The 20,589-nt window shown below is 55.7% G+C and carries 18 protein-coding genes and 1 tRNA gene; 11 read left to right on the top strand and 8 right to left on the bottom strand.

The genetic code is table 11. From position 1 onward, the window contains the following. The first annotated feature begins 175 nt into the window (after window positions 1–175). The 3 genes from ybaL to W02_RS13385 all read left to right on the top strand — a co-directional run bounded on the left by ybaL (window position 176) and on the right by W02_RS13385 (window position 3,853). Window positions 176–1,840, top strand: a complete 1,665-nt coding sequence (gene ybaL / locus W02_RS13395; protein ID WP_173048514.1) for a YbaL family putative K(+) efflux transporter — start codon at window positions 176–178, stop codon at window positions 1,838–1,840. Between the two features lie 453 nt (window positions 1,841–2,293). After that, window positions 2,294–2,596: a hypothetical protein gene (locus tag W02_RS13390; protein ID WP_173048512.1), complete on the top strand. Its 303-nt coding sequence runs from the start codon at window positions 2,294–2,296 to the stop codon at window positions 2,594–2,596. A gap of 294 nt (window positions 2,597–2,890) precedes the next feature. After that, a complete protein-coding gene (locus W02_RS13385; protein WP_173048510.1) occupies window positions 2,891–3,853 on the top strand; it encodes a hypothetical protein in 963 nt (320 codons plus the stop codon). Window positions 3,854–4,827: 974 nt separating this feature from the next. Here the strand turns inward: W02_RS13385 and W02_RS13380 are convergent. Then, window positions 4,828–5,235 carry a hypothetical protein gene (locus W02_RS13380; protein WP_173048508.1) on the bottom strand — a complete coding sequence of 136 codons (408 nt, stop codon included), beginning with the start codon at window positions 5,233–5,235 and terminating at the stop codon, window positions 4,828–4,830. 344 nt (window positions 5,236–5,579) lie between these two features. Here W02_RS13380 and W02_RS13375 point away from each other — a divergent pair, with 344 nt between their 5' ends. Next, a complete protein-coding gene (locus W02_RS13375; RefSeq protein WP_173048506.1) occupies window positions 5,580–7,043 on the top strand; it encodes an Ig domain-containing protein in 1,464 nt (487 codons plus the stop codon). Between the two features lie 956 nt (window positions 7,044–7,999). On the opposite strand, the gene W02_RS21890 is transcribed toward W02_RS13375, so the two are convergent. Further along, entirely contained in the window at window positions 8,000–9,376 is a 1,377-nt protein-coding gene (locus W02_RS21890) for a PAS domain-containing methyl-accepting chemotaxis protein (protein ID WP_173048504.1), read from the bottom strand. Window positions 9,377–9,691: 315 nt separating this feature from the next. On the opposite strand from W02_RS21890, the gene W02_RS13365 reads away from it, so the two are divergent. Further along, complete coding sequence (locus W02_RS13365) at window positions 9,692–9,937, top strand: hypothetical protein (protein WP_173048502.1); 246 nt, start codon at window positions 9,692–9,694, stop codon at window positions 9,935–9,937. 15 nt (window positions 9,938–9,952) lie between these two features. Then, window positions 9,953–11,218 carry a phytanoyl-CoA dioxygenase family protein gene (locus W02_RS13360; RefSeq protein ID WP_173048501.1) on the top strand — a complete coding sequence of 422 codons (1,266 nt, stop codon included), beginning with the start codon at window positions 9,953–9,955 and terminating at the stop codon, window positions 11,216–11,218. A 36-nt stretch (window positions 11,219–11,254) separates the two neighbouring features. Here the strand turns inward: W02_RS13360 and W02_RS13355 are convergent, their stop codons facing one another. From W02_RS13355 to W02_RS13330, 6 genes are all read right to left on the bottom strand, one after another. Continuing rightward, window positions 11,255–11,455: a hypothetical protein gene (locus W02_RS13355; protein ID WP_173048499.1), complete on the bottom strand. Its 201-nt coding sequence runs from the start codon at window positions 11,453–11,455 to the stop codon at window positions 11,255–11,257. Window positions 11,456–12,093: 638 nt separating this feature from the next. Continuing rightward, window positions 12,094–12,170 (bottom strand) — tRNA-Arg (locus W02_RS13350). 61 nt (window positions 12,171–12,231) lie between these two features. After that, complete coding sequence (locus tag W02_RS13345) at window positions 12,232–12,741, bottom strand: shikimate kinase (protein WP_173048497.1); 510 nt, start codon at window positions 12,739–12,741, stop codon at window positions 12,232–12,234. After that, a complete protein-coding gene (locus W02_RS13340) occupies window positions 12,738–13,592 on the bottom strand; it encodes a shikimate dehydrogenase (RefSeq protein ID WP_173048495.1) in 855 nt (284 codons plus the stop codon). The genes W02_RS13345 and W02_RS13340 overlap by 4 nt, the downstream gene beginning before the upstream one ends. Before the next feature lie 68 nt (window positions 13,593–13,660). Continuing rightward, a complete protein-coding gene (locus W02_RS13335; protein WP_173048493.1) occupies window positions 13,661–14,419 on the bottom strand; it encodes an SDR family NAD(P)-dependent oxidoreductase in 759 nt (252 codons plus the stop codon). Further along, window positions 14,416–15,282: a tRNA (adenine-N1)-methyltransferase gene (locus tag W02_RS13330; RefSeq protein ID WP_173048491.1), complete on the bottom strand. Its 867-nt coding sequence runs from the start codon at window positions 15,280–15,282 to the stop codon at window positions 14,416–14,418. The genes W02_RS13335 and W02_RS13330 overlap by 4 nt, the downstream gene beginning before the upstream one ends. A 387-nt stretch (window positions 15,283–15,669) precedes the next feature. Between W02_RS13330 and W02_RS13325 the strand changes: the two genes are divergently transcribed. The 5 genes from W02_RS13325 to W02_RS13305 all read left to right on the top strand — a co-directional run bounded on the left by W02_RS13325 (window position 15,670) and on the right by W02_RS13305 (window position 20,574). Further along, entirely contained in the window at window positions 15,670–16,923 is a 1,254-nt protein-coding gene (locus tag W02_RS13325) for an RNA polymerase sigma factor RpoD/SigA (RefSeq protein ID WP_173048489.1), read from the top strand. A gap of 124 nt (window positions 16,924–17,047) precedes the next feature. Then, window positions 17,048–18,100 (top strand): S1C family serine protease, encoded by a 1,053-nt coding sequence (locus W02_RS13320; protein WP_173048487.1) that lies wholly within the window; start codon window positions 17,048–17,050, stop codon window positions 18,098–18,100. After that, complete coding sequence (gene lipB, locus W02_RS13315; RefSeq protein WP_173048485.1) at window positions 18,097–18,861, top strand: lipoyl(octanoyl) transferase LipB; 765 nt, start codon at window positions 18,097–18,099, stop codon at window positions 18,859–18,861. Before W02_RS13320 ends, lipB begins: the two co-directional genes overlap by 4 nt. Further along, entirely contained in the window at window positions 18,861–20,132 is a 1,272-nt protein-coding gene (locus W02_RS13310; RefSeq protein ID WP_173048483.1) for a Glu/Leu/Phe/Val dehydrogenase, read from the top strand. The genes lipB and W02_RS13310 overlap by 1 nt, the downstream gene beginning before the upstream one ends. Window positions 20,133–20,187: 55 nt before the next feature. Then, a complete protein-coding gene (locus W02_RS13305) occupies window positions 20,188–20,574 on the top strand; it encodes a DUF2065 family protein (RefSeq protein ID WP_173048481.1) in 387 nt (128 codons plus the stop codon). Window positions 20,575–20,589: the final 15 nt, after the last annotated feature.

The raw sequence follows: 20,589 nt of genomic DNA, 5'->3' as shown, positions 1-20,589 counted from the left end.
GCGACATCTCTGCCCGACGATGAAACCCCGCATCTTCCGTCCTGAGTGACCTCTGCGTACTGAGTATGCTAAAGACCTTTCCTGTCTTCAGTTGCCTCAAGACCAGCAGCAGGTTATAGATAGGCGGCACTCGATTCATAACAAATGGATGGACGGCTTCGGCCAATCTGTACCTATGGAAACTCACCATCTCATTCCCATGCTCGTCGGAGCGTTTGTCACGGCCTTTGTCTTCGGAATGGCCGCCAAACGTATGGGCATTGCCCCGCTTGTCGGTTTTTTGCTTGCGGGCATCGTGATCGGACCCTTCACACCCGGTTTTGTCGCGGATTCCGGATTGGCCCAAGAACTCGCTGACGTCGGCGTGATTCTTCTGATGTTCGGCGTCGGCCTGCATATTTCCATCAAGGACCTCTGGGGCGTAAGGAAAATTGCGGTGCCAGGAGCTGTGGTCCAAATTCTCAGCGCCACCATTCTGGGTTGGGCGCTCGCCCATTACGGATTGGGGTGGACTCACGGGGCGGCGGTCATGTTCGGACTTGCACTGTCCACTGCCAGTACAGTCGTGCTCCTGCGCGCACTCGAAGACAGACATTTGGTGAACTCCCAAGAAGGGCGCATTGCGGTGGGATGGCTCGTCGTCGAAGACATCGCCATGGTCGTCTTGTTGCTCATCGTGCCGGCTCTGGCAGGCGCACTCAACGCCACGGGCGGAGGATCTCCGTCATTGGCATCACTCGCCGCTGCGGTTGCGACCACGCTCGTCAAGATGGGCGTATTTGTCGCGCTGATGATCGTCATCGGCAAACGATTCATCCCTTGGGCGCTGCATCGCGTCGCGCAGACTGGTTCACGCGAATTGTTCACGCTGGCCATTCTCAGCATCGCCCTCGGTCTTGCGTTCGGCTCCGCAGCGCTGTTCAACGTATCCTTCGCACTTGGCGCATTTTTTGCTGGCCTTATCCTCAACGAATCCGAACTCAGTCACCGGGCGGCGGCCGACACCCTTCCGCTCCGAGATGCGTTTGCGGTGTTATTCTTCGTATCCGTCGGGATTCTCTTTGATCCGCGAATCCTCATCACCCATCCCTGGGCAGTGGCGGCCACGCTCCTCATTATCGTCCTCGGCAAGTCGTCGGCCTCATGGTTAATCGTGCTGATGTTTGGCTATTCCAAACGGATTGCGCTGACGATTTCTGCCAGCCTGGCTCAGATTGGAGAGTTTGCCTTTATGCTCGCGCAACTCGGCGTGACGCTCGGCGTGCTGTCGTCCCAAGGACGAGATGTGATTTTGGCAGGCGCAATTTTGTCCATCATGATGAACCCCTTCCTGTTTGCCCTGCTGTCTCGCCTTCAACCCCAGGTTTCCACATCTGCCTCTGAACTGGAACGAGACGGCATCGAGAAAGGCCACGTCGTCCTGATCGGGCATGGGCGTGTCGGTCAGATCGTGAGCGCTGCTCTACGAGGAGCAAATCGATCCGTGGTCGTCATCGAAACCGATGCCTCCATCGTCGCTCGCCTTAATACTGACGGAATGCCGGCGATTCTCGGCCAAGCGAGTGAGGCAGGGGTGTTGGAGACAGCCGGCCTTTCTGATGCCGGCCTCCTGATCAGTGCCATCCCCAATGTGTTTGAAGCCGGACACGCAATCGAGCGAGCCCGATCACTGAATCCATCGCTATCGATTGTGGCACGCGCGCACTCCGACGCCGAAGTCGAATATCTCACGAAGCACGGCGCCCAACGAGTCATTATGGGAGAACGAGAAATCGCTCGAAGAATGATTGAGTACGTGATGCTGGGATTTGAGCCACTCAGCAGAGGCGCCGAGCAATGATGCTCCGCTTCCCGCTCTCTCGGCCCAGATGACTCCCTCAATCCTTTCCAACTGCTAGACTTGGCTGTGGCTCTTGACCATTAGCCGGGTTTTCAGGCACCCTTTCAAGATAGAGCCGTCACGGCTTCCAACATGCGCTCCGATGACGCACGCGTAGCATGATGTGACATCTTGTCTCTCGTCCTTGCGCTCGATCAAGACATCCGAAGACAAACTGTTCTTGGCGAAATGCGTTGATTGCTGTGTCTAAGAACGGCGAATCGTCATCTCTCTGATTTTCCAGAGACTAATTTGCATCATCGATCGAGGCTTGATGTTAAGGCCCGGCGGCCTGCTTCTTGCTGCTCTTTCTGCTTCTTATTGCTCTTATCGTTCGCTTAGAAACTTGAGTCCAGTCGTCGGCTTCACACCCAGGATCAAGACGCAGGTGAATAATTTTCTTATGAGGTTTCCATGAACGATAATGTAGGCGTTCCCACCGGCATCGATACCGTCCGCGCCTATTTGGGCGTGCAGTTCCCGTTTTTCGAAATCACTGCGCAGTTCGAAGCGCGGACAGGAACACAGGTCTTCACAATCGAGAATAAAGCCACAGCGGAGAACTATGTCGTCAAGTGCACGACGGACTTCTTGGTGCAAACTACCTCATCCGGCCTGATCCAGCAGCTCGAGCAATGGAACGTCGCTCACTCCACACGTCGATCGAAGCGCATCCTCGTCACGACCGATGGTATTGAGGATTTGGACAAGAGCTGAGATTTCAATGCGGGCATTCGGGAAGCCGACGAAGAAGATGGTAGTGCAATGACCGCCTGATCATGGTCAAAATCTCGATGCGCCGCCCTCTTGAACAATAACTGTCCGAGACGCACAATATATATACACAACCTGCCGACGGCCATCGTAAAAGGGGGCCGACCGCCGACTGCTTGTGAGAAAGGCGGTGCTGCCATGTCCGGCTTTCTCTCTTCCCCCGAAAGGTTCCGCTGCCGCATCGACATCAGTAACCACAGACAGCAGCCAACCGGGTCGTCCTCACGGCCTGTGAGGATGAATCCAGCGCTGTTGATGCTTGCGTTTCTCCTCATGCCGGTAGCCTGTTCTCATTTTGATAAATCGGAACTGAGCGGCGCAAAGAAAGGCGTCGTTTCTCTCGTGATGATTCCCGAGACCGACATCACCCATGCACGAGCCAATGATCTGGTGATGACCCAATTGATGAAGGACCGTAACTTTGAAACGGTCCTGACCTCGTCCTGTTTAACGGATCGAGATGGACTTCAGCCTGTATCCACACCCATGGTGAATGCCGGAGGGCAAGAATCGTTCGAATACCCTGAGGCGGAGCTTCCCGCGCAAGAGCAGCTAAGAAGGTCCGGGCAAGCTTCCTATTCCGCTCGGGCTATTCTTGCAGACAGCAGATTACAGGATTACCGCTGCGCCCTGGTGGTCAGAGGGCCAAAGTACAGGGCTTCGGAGTTCGTGGCCCTCATTCGATTTAATCATCTGACCGAGAACGCATTCCAGATTCAGCCTGCCTATATCAGACTCGCGAAGTCTGTGGCGGTAACCGTGGAAACTCCCCCCAAGCCGCCTGACAATGAAGCGACGGTGAGCAAGCCGTCAATCGATGTGTCCGTAGCCGTGGCAATCAAGAGTCTTGAACAACACACTTCGGGAATGCTCGGCCTCACCGAAACAGGCGGAGGAGTGTTCACCGTACACGGCGTCGAACTCGGAGATCTGATCAAGGTCAGCAACAAACCGGATCAACTGTGGTTTGGGAAGGCATACACCTGCCAACCTGAAAGGGATACGCCCCGAGAGAAATACCACTGTCCAAGCTCTGATCTCATACCCTACCCCTCTCAGCCACATCCTCTCTCGATAAGCATCAGCATCACCGAAACGGGAAACGTTGGGGTAGGGTTCGACCAAACCGCTGCAGAATCAAGAGCAATTAAGGAGGCAATCGGACCAGTTACTAAAGAGACGGGTGTAGCCGGCAGATGATGGCGCTATGGCGAATTGCACTCTAGAGAACTCGTTGAGGAGGAGGATAGAACCTGAGAACACAATACGGAGAAAGACACTTCTAACTTCTGCTAAACACCCCTGCCATGTGTGGGCAGCCGAATCGGCATAATGTAACCTCTGCCCCTCGCCTTGCACATATCCCAGATACTTGGTCTGCAACTCCCTCGCACGTTCGGGTTATTTACACGTCACCGAGAGTCTTTGCACAGGCGTAGGACTAATGCCGCCCATGGTCGAAGTGTTTTCCGCCCCAGAAGCGACGGGTACGGTATCGTATCCGCCTGGACAGACTTTGCGTGCTTCTCCTTCGCACCCATCCAATGTCTGACAGGTGAGGGGATAGATCATTTTGCCGTTTGATCCCATAAATTCCGTCTGAGGCGCCGCAATACAAGCGGCGAGGCTGAAGGAAACAAGAACTACGCCGATAGATTTCATGCGTATGGCCTCACAAAGGGAGGTTCGTTGTTCAAAAGAGTATAGGCGACATCGAGTGGGACCGGCAAGCCGATTGCGAGGGGCGTGCGCCAAATGGATGTCCCGACAATTGATGTTCCAAGCTGAAGCAGACCCGACGTCAATGTCAGCAGCCGCTGCGAATGCCGGGACCGCGATGATTGGTCATTGCCCAAGCCGTCACGGTTCCGTACCATCCAGATATGCTGCCTGACGCTCTCAAAGTCGGATCGCGAATCCGACTTCTCCAAGACTATTGGCCGTGGAAAGAGGGCGCTATTGCCACTGTTCTCGTGACAGCAGAAAACCCAGATACTCCATGTATGCTTATTCGATGGGTGGATCCGAATTACAACTATTCACCAGATCCAATATCAAAACTCTCGAAGGATGATCAATTGCTCTTTGAGTTAGAGGCTTAGGACCAGCGAAGCGGTGATGCTGTAAGGCAGCCATACCACCGGATCAACAACGCGCCTCTTTCTTCAAAACTGTCAAGAACTGGAGGGGCGTAGCTCTCCTTGGTCAGTCCCATCGAACCGGGATCGATGTGTCCCATACGGAGGGGATGGAGCCGATTCAGACGTTCTCAGGTCTAGCGCGGCCCGCATGAGCTGCCCCAACTCTCTGGCGGCCTGCGCAGTCTTTGGCTGAATCACGGTGCGCACCTCATCGAGGAGCTGAAGGGATTGATTGGTCGTGACTTGATTGGTCTCGAGCAACTTGACAATGTCTTGAATCAGCCTCCTGCGAAGTTCTACTGAAAGTGGAGGCTCTTCCCGTTCCGTGACGTTCACACGTGCATTCTGCTGGCACAGATCCAGGAACACGTCGCACAGGTCTTCCCGACTGGACGAGTCTGGCTCTTCGAATGATGAGAGCAGAGCGTCAAAATCGTACATCGGCTCCTCCGGTCGCGAGTAGTCTAGAGAGGCCTTTGTACACCTCTCAAGGCGAAAAAGCGATGCTGGCAAACTCAGACCTCGCCTGCCGTATGCCTATTCCGCACAGGTGTACGCGCTGCCCCTCGCAGCGTGCTTTCACCGCTCGCCGAGGCATTGGAAGCGACTACGCAATACGCCCGTTTGTCTTGGCAGCGATTATCGTTTCATCTCCGATCTAGCGCAAGACGTAGAAGCACACAATTTCATATCCGGATACATCCACTTGCTTAAGGCAAGTGTGTGCCCCTAAGCTCCGACTGTGTTTAGGGACACTCCAATTCGTGCTCTACACATGGATGGGAATGACGTCGATCTCGAAGACCACGCATTTGGATGACACGCACAATGAGCGGATTATGGCATTGAGCAGTCCACTGGCAGTCACACAGCGGAAGCATTCTCTCGATCAAGGCGGATCGTGCACGGCGTGTACTCCTCATGTTCCAGCTCCAGGTTTGAGACTCTTGGAGGGAACAGAGCGCCGGAATCTAAGAATGGAAAAGAATTTCATGGGAAGTCTTCGGTCAATCACCAAGATGATCGCCATAAGCCCCCTTCTATATGCAACTTGTCTTGGGATCTCCGGGTGTAATGACGTCTCCACTGGCACGCCCCCGGCCCAGCCGGCTCAGCCCGGTCCCCTGACCATCTTGACCGTCTCACCGCTTCCGGACGGGACTGTGAATGTTCCATACAACGTTGCCCTCGCGGTTTCCGGGGGTACACCCGGTTACACATGGAGTCTTGCGTCAGATTCCCCTCAGGCTCCCGCTGGCCTTACCTTGAACTCTAACGGAATTATCAGCGGAACACCCACGGGGATCGGAGGACCGGTCGATCTCGTCATTCGAGTCCAGGATTCCACGGAAGGCGGCTCGCAAGCCATTACCAAATCCCTGGCCATTTCCACCCGGACGGCACCTTCAAGCTTAACGATTGTGACCTCTTCACTCCCGCCTGGAACCATCAACCAACCATATGCGACGGCGCTAGGAGGAAACGGAGGAACGACACCGTACACATGGGGTTTGAAACCGGGCTCTGCTCCACTGCCGAACGGGCTCACTCTATCTCCTTCAACGGGTGCCATTGTCGGGACGCCTACGGTCGTCAGCAGCGAGACACACACCTTTACGTTGACCGATGCGACATCGCTGACTATTGAAAGAGGGCTCCAGCTATCAATCAGTGCGGTGTCCCTACAAATCAGCACGGATTCTTTGCCGCGGGGCACTGCTGGCCAAAACTATAGTGCCCAGCTCGTCGCGATCGGCGGGACGGGGGGGTACACATGGGGGCTGTCCAACAGTTCACCCCCGTTGCCCAGCGGATTGTCCCTCAATACATCATCAGGCCTCATCAGCGGGACGCCGAGCACGGCAAGCGATCAGACCCTAGTCGTAACGGTAACCGATCAGACGCTTCCCACTCCCCAAAGCGTCACAAAAAATCTGCAACTGCTCATAGAAGGCGCCGTCTCTGCGCCTGTTATTAATCCGTTTGCACTGCCCGCCGGTACTGTCAATCGGGCGTATCCCAATATCCAACTGGCGGCGACCGGTGGAACTGGCCCCTATACATGGTCCGTTAATCCTGCACTTCCTAACGGTCTCACTCTCAATCCTTCTTCGGGTGTGATCAGCGGCATTCCACTCTCCGGAAGCAACGGGACGACCACTCATACCTTTACCGTGCGAGATTCCAGCTCCCCCGTGCAGCAGACAAGCTCATCCGCCCCTACACAATTGACCATTAATGCCATGTAGCCTCTCTCATGATTTCAACCCTGTCCCTTACCGCCATGAATAGCGGCACCTCAGGGTGGCCGCCGCCCATTCCGCATACCCCGAGGCAGCCGGTGTAACATCGGTCCCTTGCCAGTCGGAACCGCAGGTGACACGAGACGGCGCAAAAGTGCTCTCTTCGTCCGACTCATCACCGCTCGGTTGGTTTGGCAGCCCCACCTGGACCTATGATTCGTTGCGGCCGGCCGGTTTTTATGTTGTGTGCTACCGATCGTCTTCGCTCGACTTTTGACCGCAATCTTGACAGATCCAGTTTGCAGAGTCCGTCTTATGCTTGGTAACGACGGTCCCACCAATTGGATGCGATCTGAACGAAATGAAGACCTGTCGATCGACCTTTTAAAGCTCTCGCATTTGGGGCAGGGGCGGTTTTGATGAAGCCTTGACGCTTCCTCGTCTCCATAAAGAAACGTGGATGCATTCTGGATAAGCTAAGATGGTACTGCCAGGTCGGTTCCCTCCTACTTCCGTTCGTTCACCATTATTTGCGCACCATGGTTTCAGAAGCGTATTTTCGAGCACGTCCAAAGACTGATACCCTTCTGTGGGATGGAAGGCACAGCACACGGTGCAGCGGTTAGGCCGGATCTCTGAACCCGTGCAGGTACAAGCCTCGCCGAGCCCTTCATAATGCAGAACCTTTTTCAGTCCGGATCCTCGGTACGTGAGCATAAGATTTCGCGGTGAGAAGAAGGGACGTGACACCGTCACCTTGTAATGGGGCCGTTTCGCAAAAACCTGGGCCACGGCACCCCTGTCCAAATCTATTTGCAAGACTGGGGTTTCGAGACAATCGGCGCTCAGGACAATCAGATCAATCGTCTACCCGCATTGCACATAGGATCTTCGGCTGTCTTGAACGACTTCCAGCAAGAGCTGGCGCATGGGAGATGGACGTGGGGGGAATGATGAAGTGGTTAGGCGACTGCCTTCCTCAGTACCTCAGGCTGGTCCCAGTTACCCGCCAAGCGGGTGGCGTGATTCGATTTCACCTGATGGACTTTGAATTGTTCGACTTGACGGGTCAACTCCTGAGCCTGGTCTTTCATGGATTGGCTCGCCGCGGTCGTCTCTTCAACCAGCGCAGCATTCTGTTGCGTGGTCTCATCGATCTGCGCGATGGCTTTGTTGACCTGATCGATGCCCGTCGCCTGTTGCTGTGAGGCCGCGGTGATCTCTTCAATGATATCCGTGACACGCTTGACCGAGCTCATGACCTCATCCAGAGTCGTCCCTGATTGATTGACCAGCTGGGTACCGTCTGCCACTCGCTGGATCGATTCATTGATGAGACCTTTGATTTCCTTCGCGGCCGTCGCGGACCGTTGCGCGAGATTCCTGACCTCAGAAGCCACTACCGCGAATCCCCTTCCATGTTCTCCCGCTCGAGCCGCCTCTACAGCTGCATTGAGCGCCAACAAGTTGGTTTGGAAGGCGATTTCATCGATGACCGTAATAATATCAGCGATTTTCTTACTGCTTTCATTGATTTCGCCCATGGCTGCGACGGCTTTCTTTGTGATCGCGCCACCTTGGTTGGCAACATTCTGAGAGGCGACTGCCAGTTGACTGGCCTGTTTGGAATTATCGGCATTGCGTCTGACTGTCGAGGTCATCTCCTCAATAGAAGCCGACGTTTGTTCCAGCGCCGATGCTTGCTCCGTGGTCCGCTGCGAGAGATGTTCGTTGCCTTTGGTGATCTGTTCGGATCCCGCAGCCACGACATCAACGGCGACTTTCACTGCCACCATTGTGTGGCTGAGATTGGTCAGCGCCGTATTGACGCTCACTTGGAGTTTCTGCAGATCACCTTGATAGGTCCCTTGCATGGGTAGCGTGAGATCGCCTTGTGCCAAGGCCGCGAGTGAGTGTTGCGCTTCGGCCATGCAGGACTCCAACTCAACTTGCGCCCTTTTCTGAGCCGTAATGTCCGTCGCAAATTTGACGACCTTATAGACCTTCCCACGCGCGCCTTTGATCGGGTTATATGACGCTTGGATCCACACTTCCTTACCACCCTTGCCAAGGCGACGATACACGCCTGTGTCGAACTCCCCTCGATTCAGCTTCTCCCAGAACGCGACGTATTCGTGACTGCTGACATAAGTGGGATCGCAGAACATGCGATGATGTCGCCCTTTCACCTCGTTAAGGGTATAGCCCAAGGTTTGTAAGAAGTTGGCATTGGCGGTCAGTATGGTGCCATCAAGGTTGAACTCGATGATTGCCTGGACCTTGTCGATCGCTTCAGCCTTTCCCTTTAGATCATTAACACTACTCGTACGGTTCCACATGTTCAGCTCCTCCCTGAGAAAGGCTCACGACAAAGGATACAACCGTATTAGACCTCCAGGTAGTTCTAGGAAGTTTCTACTTCTTCGTCGGTCCTCCAACCCACAAACTTAAGTATTCTGTTTGACGGGCCGCCTCACAGGCTCATGGTACCGAGTTTTCGCGGCTGCGGAGGAGCGGAGAGGATCGTGAATACATTCTCAATAATCCAATCGGTTAGGCGGTTGATCCCTTCTCCTCACGGTTGCGGGAGATGCCCCCTAGTGGGGAACCGAGTCATGTCGTGCGTCCTTAATTAGTAGAGGGGGGCATCCACCATGGCACTCTGGTCATGGGTGAACCGCCGGGCCGCGTTCAGGACGGCATCGGACCAACCCGATGTCATGGTCCTGCGGCTGTCCCTCGTCAGAATAGGAATGTGCGGGGCCCTTCTGGTCCTTCTCATCACTGCGACGGTTTATGGAATTCATCTGTTGATGATTGCCGCCAACGAACGAGAGATACAACCCATCCTCGAAGACTGCCATACCGTGCAAGAGTGTGCCGGTGGAATAAATAGCTAAAATCGCCATTCCTGAATGCCTGGGCTCAGAAGAACGGGCCATAATTCTGAAGAAAGTCTTTTTCCCCCTACTTTAGCGTCATACGCAAATTGGTTGCAGCAGGCCCTCATATGGTCGATACTGATGTTCCGGTGGAGGTGCACCATGGGGATAAACATATTGTTTATCGACGGGGACACCGACGACCACAAATACTTCGTTCATCGTCTAAAGCGAATCTTTCCTGACGACCAGATTCTCGAAGCCTACTCCGGGAACATCGGATGTGAGATTCTGCGGCGCGAGCGCATCGATTGTCTGGTGCTCGAGCTCGATCTGCCCGATATGTCGGGCTTCCAGATTCTGGCCAATGCGGTATCCGCTGCGAGTGCTCCCAAATTGCCAGTTATTGTACTTACCCGCGTCGCCAACCGCGACATCTGGGAACTCGCGAAAAAGAATGGTGCCTATGCTTGCTTGTGGAAACCCTGTACCACAGGGGATGTGCTCGTCACTACCATTGAAAGAGGCCTTGCGAAACTAGCCCCGCAAGGGAAAGAAACTGACTCCATCCCATCGCATGTTGGGCAACGACACCTCACTGCAGCAGAGATCGAAGCTTTCCAGCGTGACGGTTTTCTCAGCGTTTCCAATCTCACGACTCCTGGCGACATTGTCCACCTTCAGAGAATTATCGATCCATTGTTTAAGTCCTTGGGTCATCCATTTGGCGTCATCGATCATGTGCTAAGGATTGCTCCCGCCATTCGTGAGACTACTGCTTTTCAGTCCTGTCATCGCATTGCTCAGCAACTTGGGGGAATGACCAATTATGCCTCATTTGATCAGGCTCTTTATAAACGGCCCCATGAGCTGCATGGTACGCGCTGGCATCAGGATCAAGCCTTTCGCAACCGGTTTTTTCCTATGAACACCTTACATTTTTGGATTCCCCTGCAGCCTGTCACTGCATACAACGGCTGTCTCCACTTTATCCCTGGCAGCCATCAGAAGGGGTTGTTTCCTCATTATCAGATAGATGCTCATGATCGGTACGCAATCACAACTGACAAGGTGGATATCTCCCAAGCCGTCCCTTGTCCGCTGTCTGTTGGATCAGCGACCATCCACACGCCGTTGACGCTGCACGCAGCTCTCCCGAATAACACCGAGGATATCCGGCGCGCATGGGCCCTGGTGTTCAGGCCCTTTGGCAGGCTTGGTGCCCTTAACCCCTTCCCTGCTGTCAGGCAGCTCTTCATGAAAGCCAAGCCTCCTGTCGCAGACAGCTATCCCCTCTGAACGATCCTTCCAGATCCATATGCCGAGACCGCGCCACTAGGCAGCTCTTGAGCCTGTCTCTCTGCCAGCTTCCGCATGACCGATGTGCGGCGCACGCGCATCCTGTAGCGAGGCCCAACCCGGTTCCAGCTGACCCGATTGGTGAGCCCGATACATGACGCTCTTCGCCATGCCGAGCATCTGCATGGCTTCCTTCACCGTGGAGTCAGCGAGTGCGCACTGATCCTTCGTCTCCATAGATCCTCTCTGCTCAGCCTGGCCACTCTTGCCAGTGGTCCTCGTGCGGGGAGGATGGTGTGGCCACAACGTCAACCGGTTCAGGTGGTCGCACGCGCGACACGTCAACGAGTGGATTGACGGGTGGCGAGGAGACCTGATGGCTGAGAGCCTGCAGAGGTACTTGAAACGGTGCCCTCACCGCAGCCCGTCTAGGCTCAGCCACATTCAAGAGTCTGGCTTCATGTTGCCCATGCATGGAAGCCGTGGCACTGTCCATCGTCTGGATATACACGGTTGCCGTCTTGAGATCGGCATGTCCTAAGCCTTTCTTTGAAATGGTGACCGCGGACAAGCTGAAGGTCGCAGCATCCCTTCACCGCAAATCCATGCGGGAGTACAAGCTGGAAGTCTTAGAAACTCACCTCAAGGAATTGGAACGGAAGGGTGTGTCGCTCACACTGCCGAAGGGGGAAGTAGGTCCCTCAATGCTCGCTATTAGCTCGCGAGCAGATCCCGCCCCATCTATAACCACATAGCCACACGGCATTCGGCCCACAGCTATTTGCTCTTACGCTCCGAGGAGGTGTGATGAATTCGACACGGACACTTTGAGGGTTTCTATCAACTTTGAAGCGGGATGGAAGTACTTGAAAGATTGGTGCGCCCGGCAGGAATTGAACCTGCGACCTGCGGGTTCGAAGCCCGACGCTCTATCCAACTGAGCTACGGGCGCACAGGGTTCATTTCAAGCACTTTGCAGGAGAAATTGTCAAGGTCGTGCGATGGCTAATGACCTACGCCATTCCCAGATGATTGAGAATGGTAACGGTGAGGTCGCTGGGCGATATGCCATCGGTCGAAATAGTCACGTCGGCGGCAGCCTGGTAGCGAGGTGTCCGCTCCCGAAGCACATCGGCAATTTCATCGACGAACGACCGGGTTCCCGTCAGAGACGGCCGCTGGGTATCGCCGCCGATGCGGGCGCTGATCGTGTCGACCGAGGCGGTCATCCAGAACAGCCGTCCTTTGGATTTCAGCACGTCGACGTTCTGAGGTCTGAGGATCGCGCCGCCGCCTGTATCGATCACAAGATGCTCCCGCACACCGACTTCCTGGCAGACTTCCGATTCCACATCTCGGAAGTGCTCCCATCCGTGCGCCGCTACCAGGTCGGGGATGGATTGTCCGGTCCGCTTGACGATTTCCTGGTCGGTTGAGATGAGCGTGCGGCCGAGTTGTGTGGCGAGCAATCGGCCGACTGTACTCTTGCCGGTGCCCCGGTAGCCGATGAGCACGATGTTCATGTGAATCTCGACTCCAATACCGCGCGCATGACATCGGCCGGAGCGGAGCGGCCCGTCCACAATTCAAACTGGGCAACTGCCTGATAGAGGAACATATCCAAACCTTCGACAGTCCGGCATCCAGCATGACGCGCATCTCTTAACAATTGCGTCTCGCGGGGATTATAGACGATGTCCATAACGGTGAGGTTTGGGTGCAGCAACTGCGGCGGCACGCACGTCTTTCCAACTTTGGGCGTCATGCCGACCGGCGTGCAATGAATCAGGACCCGTGTCTCGGGCAGGATGCGTATGAGCACCGCCTCGTCGAGATACGCATCGATCACGTTCGTGGACGTTTTGGATCTGACATCGTCCGCCAATGTCACCCGTTCTTTTTCCTCGATTCCCAGAAGATACAGGCGGCCGACCTGTGCCCCCATCGTCAACGCAAACGCGATGGCCCGCGCAGCGCCTCCCGAACCCAACAGTGTCACCGTTTCGTTTTTGGTCGATATCCCCTGCCGGTTCAACGCATGTAACGCCCCAGTTGCATCGGTATTGTAGCCGGTCAGCATCCCACCGTCCGAAACGATCGTGTTGATCGCGCCGATATGACGCGCGGTCGGATCGACGTGATCCAGGAACGGCATGGCGGCGACCTTGTGTGGGATCGTCACACTGGCCCCGCGAAAATTGCCCAATGCCCGAAGACCCTGAAGAGCCTCTTTGATCGACTCAACCCGCCAGGCCAGATACACCATGTTCAGACCGAGTTTTTGAAACGCCGCGTTGTGGATCGCGGGTGAAAGCGAATGCTCCACTGGATTACCGATGATTCCGCAGAACTGAGTATTGACGTTGGCATCCATCGTTATCGTCTATTCGAGCAGCAGTACAGTTATGCTGCGACCCGCATCGAATACCAGACTGTCGGCTTTCAGCGTGCGGTCATGCCCCCATCGATTCTCAACGTACTGCCGGTGACCCAGGTCGACTCATCACATGACAGATAGAGGACCATGTGCGCGATCTCTTCGGGTTTGCCCGTACGCCTGATCGGATAGTTGTCGAGAATCGGATTCAGCTGGCTCGGATTTGCCATCAAAGGAGCAGCCATCGGCGTTTCGGTCAGACCCGGCGTGATGACGTTGCATCGGATGCCGTCTGTTGCATAGTCGATCGCCATCGCGCGGGTCAACGCGTCCAGGGCGCCTTTCGAGGCGGCATAAGCCGGCAGCAATGGAATTCCGACCAGGCTGGCAATAGAGGATACATTGACGATCGAGCCGCTTCGCTGTTTCAGCATCTGCGGCAGCACGGCTCTGGTCATCCGAAAGACTCCGGTCACGTTGACGTCGAGCACGTGAGACCAGGTGGCATCATCCACTTCATGAAGCCGCTTCCCAAAATCTCCGATGCCGGCATTGTTCACCAGCGCGTCGATTCTCCCGTACGTCTCCAGCGTCCGTCGCGTCGTCTCGCGGGCATGCGCTTCGTCGGTAACGGACCCGGCGACCGAGATAGCCTTTCCCTTGGCATGTGCAATGGCTTCGACGACGCGGTCCAGTTCACCCTGCCGGCGGCCGGTGATCACCACCGATGCACCTTCCTGCGCGAACAGCTTGGCCACGGCTTCGCCGATGCCGGCGTTTCCTCCTGTCACAATCGCGACCTTGCCGGCCATTCGCTGTTTCACGTCATGTCCTCCTGGTTATCGTCTGATTCCGAATCATCCCTTGCCTCTTCCCCATGCCGGACAGGTCCCCAAAAACCAGGTTCGACTTTCCTGGCGACGGTAAGAAAACCGGAATGGGCAACCATACGGTGATCGGGACGAACGCTGCGTCCATGAATCGACCAGGTGCGCAAGAGCGTTTCAAATGTTTCGATCATTGCAAATGCGTTGGTCTGCTCCAGCGCTTCCACGGTCTTTTGAATTTGCGGCACCGTCGGGACAAAGCTCAGATACACGCCTCCCGATCGCAGCACGCTTGCGGCGTGAGGGACTACCTGCCAGGGTTCCGGCACATCCAGCACGAGCCGGTCGAACGGGATCCCATCCTCGAGAAGACCGATGCCCTCATAGGCGTCCCGCCGAAGCGTAATCAGATTCGATGGTCTCCCCATGTAGCGCTCGATGTTGATCGCCGCAGTCCTGGAGAAATCCTCGCGGAGTTCGTAGGTGACCACCAGACCGCGGGGACCTGTTGCACGAAGCAGCGCCATGGTCAACGCACCGGAACCCGTGCCGGCTTCGAAAACCCGAGCACCCGGATAGACGTCCGCCCACATCGGAATGAGTGCAAGGTCCTTCGGATACAAGACCTGAGCCCCTCGCGGCATCTTGAGAACGTACTCGCCGAAGGTGGGGCGCAGCGCCATCATCATGAGTCCGCCCGAGAGCGTGACCACCGATCCATCAGGCCGACCGATCAGGTCGTCATGAAGAATTTTATGCCCGCTGAACTGATACGTCTCACCGGCCTTGAGGTTGACGGCGTACTGCCGCCCTCTTTTGTCGATCAGATGAACGCGTTCGCCGTCGGCAAGTTTCGACATGGTGGGGCATTTTAGAAGTGCGCCTCCCCAGTTTTCAACAACGTTGACACTCCCGCGTTCATCGAATTGGAGTCCGGGGACGGCATGGCTTCGTGGCGCAAACGAGGACTGTCTATCCTTTACCTACACAGATGCAGCATGATTGCCTCACCTATCGCTTCGAGCTCTTCATTAAGCAACTCTAATAAATTCGGCTTTTCAGTATGATCGCGTTCTCCCTTTCTCATGATCAATCCAGCATAGGAATTGCTGCGTAGTACACCATAGAGAAAGATCTGAATGACCACGTCGAGCGGTGAATCGTTTTTGGTGAATCCGGCTCTTACAGAGTAACCCAAACGCTACGAAATGGGATGACTTCAATGGGCGTGGGAGGAGGAGGATACTATGAAGGACGACTTGTTCCCCGTCGACGAATCGGAAACGAAACCATCGATGATGAAGGATATGGATGCAGACCGTCCTGAAGATAGCGACCTTCTGGACATGATCGGTAAAGATTCATCTGAAGAAGTCCAACTGGAAGAGACCGTCAGAGTGAAGAAGCAGGCGGCGGCTTCCGGTCCATTTCTCCTGGAATCCTTGTACTTCCGCTCATTCGGCGAACGACCCCTGTTGACGCGTGAAGAAGAAACTGAACTGGCAAAGCGAATCGATCAGGGATCGCGGCTTGTTCGGAGCGCCGTGCATCAGTTGCTCAAAGTATTATCGAAGATTAAACGAAGCGAGGTCGTTGCGGAGAGCCAGCGCACGTTACAGGAAATCCGTCGTCTCAGCGGTCTCTCGGCCAGCGTGCTCGATAAAGTCGAGACAAGCGTGTCTGGCGTGCTAATTTCCGGGGTCGGCACAGGCAAATCGGCTGGTCGCCTCTCCAAGCAATTGAAGGAACATCTCGCGGCGATTCGCGATGCCAGAAAGATCCTCGAATCGGCAAAGGATGAATTGGTGCGATGCAACCTTCGGCTCGTCGTAGATGTCGCGAAACATTATACGAGGCGGGGGCTGACCCTGTTGGATTTGGTTCAGGAAGGCAACATCGGATTGATGAAGGCCGCTGAACGCTATCAATACCGCAAAGGGTTCAAGTTCAGCACTTATGCAACCTGGTGGATCAGGCAAGGAATCACTCGGGCGCTCGCGGATCAGGCGAGGACGATCAGGATACCCGTTCACCAGACCGAAGCGTCACATCGCATTCTTCGGGTAACCCGGCGGCTGGGACAGCAGCTTGGGCGTCCGGCGCGGCTGGAAGAGATCGCCAGTGTGTTGAGAATGAGGCCGGAACGGCTGCATGAAACCGTGCAGGCGTTTCAGGAACCGGTGGCTCTGGAACATCCGGTCGGTGACGGCTCGACCGAGTTTGGGGAGCTCCTCCCGGACTTGCAGGCGGTTCCACCTGACGCTCATGTTCATCGCACGGAAATGGCGAATCAACTGGATCGCATTTTGAGTACGTTAACGCCGCGTGAGCAGACGGTCATCAGACTTCGGTTCGGCATCGGGCATGACCAACCATCCACGCTGGAGCAGGTAGGCCAGAATCTATCGGTCACCAGGGAACGCATTAGACAGATCGAGGCCAAGGCGCTCAAGAAATTGAAAACTCCGGCCATCAAGGAAATGTTTGCTGCAATTCAATGATCTTCCGGTTCAGCGCGGTCATCACAGGGGCGAGGATCATTCCTCGCCCCTTTTTGTTTGTGGCGCCGCTTTCCCGCCTGCCAAGACTTATGGGAGAATGGGCGGTCTGTGAGGGACCAGATTCATGAATTTCTCGCTCATTTCTCGTCCTAATCGATCAATCCTTTGTCTTGCGTTCTTGATCTCCTTCGGAGGATCCGTTTCTGCCTTTGCAGATCCAGGGCCGATCGTTTCAGCCGCAGCCGACAAGTCCCTTTCGGTGCCGGCCGTCGTCAACAAAGTTCGCCCTTCCGTCGTCACCATTCTCACCCGCGGGATGCCCGCCGCTCCGTCTCAAAACCAATCAGGGTCAGGATCGGGGGTCATCATCGATCAGACCGGATATATTCTGACCAACAATCATTTGGTCGCCGGTGTGAAAAGCATCGTCGTCGGTCTTTCCACGGGACGGCTTACCCCCGGGCGAGTCGTCGCGCGGGACTTTCTTCTGGATCTCGCGCTGGTCAGGATCAACGCGCAAGATCTGGTTCCCGCAACGCTCAGCCCCTCGCCTGCATTGGAAATCGGTGAGTCCGTAGTGGCAATCGGTAATCCTCTCGCCTTGAAGGGAGGATCGACCGTCACGGTTGGCGTCGTGAGCGCCCTCGACCGGTCCGTGCTGACACCTGATGGAGAGACCCTCTACGATCTGATCCAAACGGACGCGGCCATCAATCCCGGTAACAGCGGCGGCCCTTTGGTCGATTTGTCCGGTCGTGTGGTCGGTATCAACGTAGCCATCGCCCCCTCTGCTCAAGCTATCAGCTACGCGATTTCAATGGACGCCGTCTATCCGCACATCGAGTCGATGATTGTGAGAGGCTCGATTTATCGGCCTGACTTGGGCTTTACTCCTCTTACCGTCTCCCCAAGCCTCATGGCCAGCCTTGGGCTTGAAGGTGACCGTGGAGTGTTGGCCCTTAAGGTCGATACGACGCAGGCTGCCGGTATGGGCGGACTGCAGGAAGGCGATGTGATCACCGCGGTTGACCAACACCAAATTTACAATATGGGAGATTTTTGGCATGCGCTGCTCCGGAACGGAGACCAGAGCGCCGTCCAACTCACGCTTCAACGGAAGAATGGACAATTGACGATACACCTCCCGAAGCCAAGCCAGCCGAGAACCTCGCCGTGACGCGACACAATGGTGGGGCCGCTCATCTTAGGCAACAGGCCGATCTGTATCAGTTTCTGCTTCCGATAAGCTTCCATCGCGGCTGGACACTCCAGCAACGCCTGCATCAGGATCGCGTTGAGGGCCGGCGCCGCGACGCACTGCTACTTCTGCAACACGAGCCCGTCTATACCATAGGACGACGGACTTCGCCGGCGCACCTGCCTGGCGGGGAAATCGAATTGTTGCGCAAGGGTGCGACCGTCGAATACGTGAGCCGGGGAGGCTCGATCACATTCCATGGTCCGGGACAATTGGTCGGATATCCCATTTTTCTGTTGTCGGATTATGCCCCGGGACCGAGGAAGTATGTCTGGCTGCTTGAGGAGACGGTGATACGGACCTTATCCCTGTGGGATATCCCAGCGTATCGCATACATCGCCAGCCGGGCGTCTTTGTTCGTGGATCCGAAGGGGATGCAAAGATCGCTTCAATTGGCATACGTGTGGAGCGGGGTGTGACGTTGCACGGATTTTCGCTGAATCTCGATCTTGACCTCGGTTGGTTCTCCTGTATTATTCCCTGCGGACTCTCCGGATGCGGCACGGCTTCCATCGCATCGCTCAGTGCAATGCCGGTCTCATTCTCGAACGTCGCGCACCAGGTTTCCGGGATATTCGGCCAACTCTTCGGTCTGAGCTGGACTGTGCAGGTTGAAACAAACGACATAGCCACCGGACCCGGACCATGCCCGGCGCCGGTCTTTACCGAGGATCTCTAATGGCTCAACTCCCGTCGCGAGAACTTGATACTCCAACGTTTCGATTGGCAATGTCTCAATTCGATGAGGCGGCTTCGCTGATGGCGCTGGATCCCGACCTGCGCGAACGGTTGAAATTTCCTCAACGATCGCTCGCCGTCAGCGTTCCCGTTCGAATGGATGACGGCCATGTGGAGGTGTTCACGGGATATCGCGTTCAGCATGACTCCTCTCGCGGTCCTTCCAAAGGAGGAATCCGGTTCCACCCCGATGTCAATCTCGGTGAGGTCGCGGCGCTCGCCATGTGGATGACCTGGAAATGTGCCTTAGCCGATCTGCCGTACGGAGGAGCAAAGGGTGGTGTTGCGGTTGCGCCCAAACGGTTATCACGCGGGGAATTGCAGCGGCTGACACGGCGCTATGCCGCGGAGATTTTCCCTTTGATCGGCCCAGACAAAGACGTTCCGGCACCGGATGTCGGAACGGATGCGCAGGTTATGGCCTGGATCATGGATACGTACAGCCAGCAAGTCGGATTCTCCGTGCCCGGAGTGGTAACGGGCAAACCGCTTTCGATCGGAGGCAGCCTCGGACGTGAGGAGGCAACGGGGCGCGGGGTCGTGTACGTCACGCTCGAAGCGCTACGACATTTGAATCTCGACATCCGAAATACAACGGTAGCCATTCAGGGATTCGGGAACGTGGGTTCTCATACCGCCAGAATCATGCACGAGTGTGGGGCGCGCATCGTGGCGGTCAGCGATGTGAATGGCGGCATCTACAATCCCAAGGGCATCGACATACCCACACTGCTAGCGGGTTACAAAGATGCTGGACGCTCTCTGGCCGCCATGAATCTAGGGGAGGCCCTTTCAAACGATGAGCTGCTTCAACTCGACTGTACGGTGCTCATTCCGGCAGCCCTCTCAGAACAGATCACCGAACGGAATGCGACCCGACTGAAGTGCCGCATCCTTTCCGAAGGCGCCAATGGTCCGACCACGTTGGAGGCGGATCGAATCATTCAGGACATGGGGATCTTCGTCATTCCGGATATCCTGGCCAATTCAGGAGGCGTGATTGTGTCCTATTTCGAGTGGGTGCAGGATGCTCAACGTTTCTTTTGGAAAGCTTCGGATATTCAGAACAGGCTACGCGACTTGATGACCTCTGCATTCGCTCGCACCATGGAATTTGCGGCTCTCAAACGAACCTCCATGCGTATGGCGGCACTCATGAGCGGAATCGATAAGGTCGCCCAGGCGCATTCCCATCGCGGCCTGTACCCCTGATATTCACTGGCCGCCTCCAAATGCTCCCCTCGCTGCCTCCCGTAGCACATTGCGCATGAAACTCTATGCATTGGCCTCTCTGGCGTTTCTCTGGCTCGCAGATGGAGCCGCCCTTCTCATCGCGCCACGTCTGATCGTGAGCCGCCTTCGCGACATGCCGGCCGGCTCTTCGCCCATCCGTTGGGAACTCCTCTCCGTCCTTGGAGGCACGATGCTCCTCATATCGGCATCGGACCTCGCTTATCACGGACTGTGGATTGCCGTGGGTCTGCTGATGATCGCGGGAGGAGGTGTCTTTTGGTTCGCTCCCGCTCGATGGCGGCATACATTGTTGGATTGGTGTCTGGACCGCGAGGATCTGGATTATCGCTTTTGGGGCCTGGGTCAATGCGCGCTTGCACTGCTTCTCCTGCATGCGATAGGGTGGATTGGAAGATTGTAATCGTGAATGGTGGAG

The organism is Nitrospira sp. KM1 (genome assembly GCF_011405515.1).
GTDB lineage: Bacteria > Nitrospirota > Nitrospiria > Nitrospirales > Nitrospiraceae > Nitrospira_C.
This window is presented reverse-complemented; position numbering and strand designations above follow the sequence as displayed.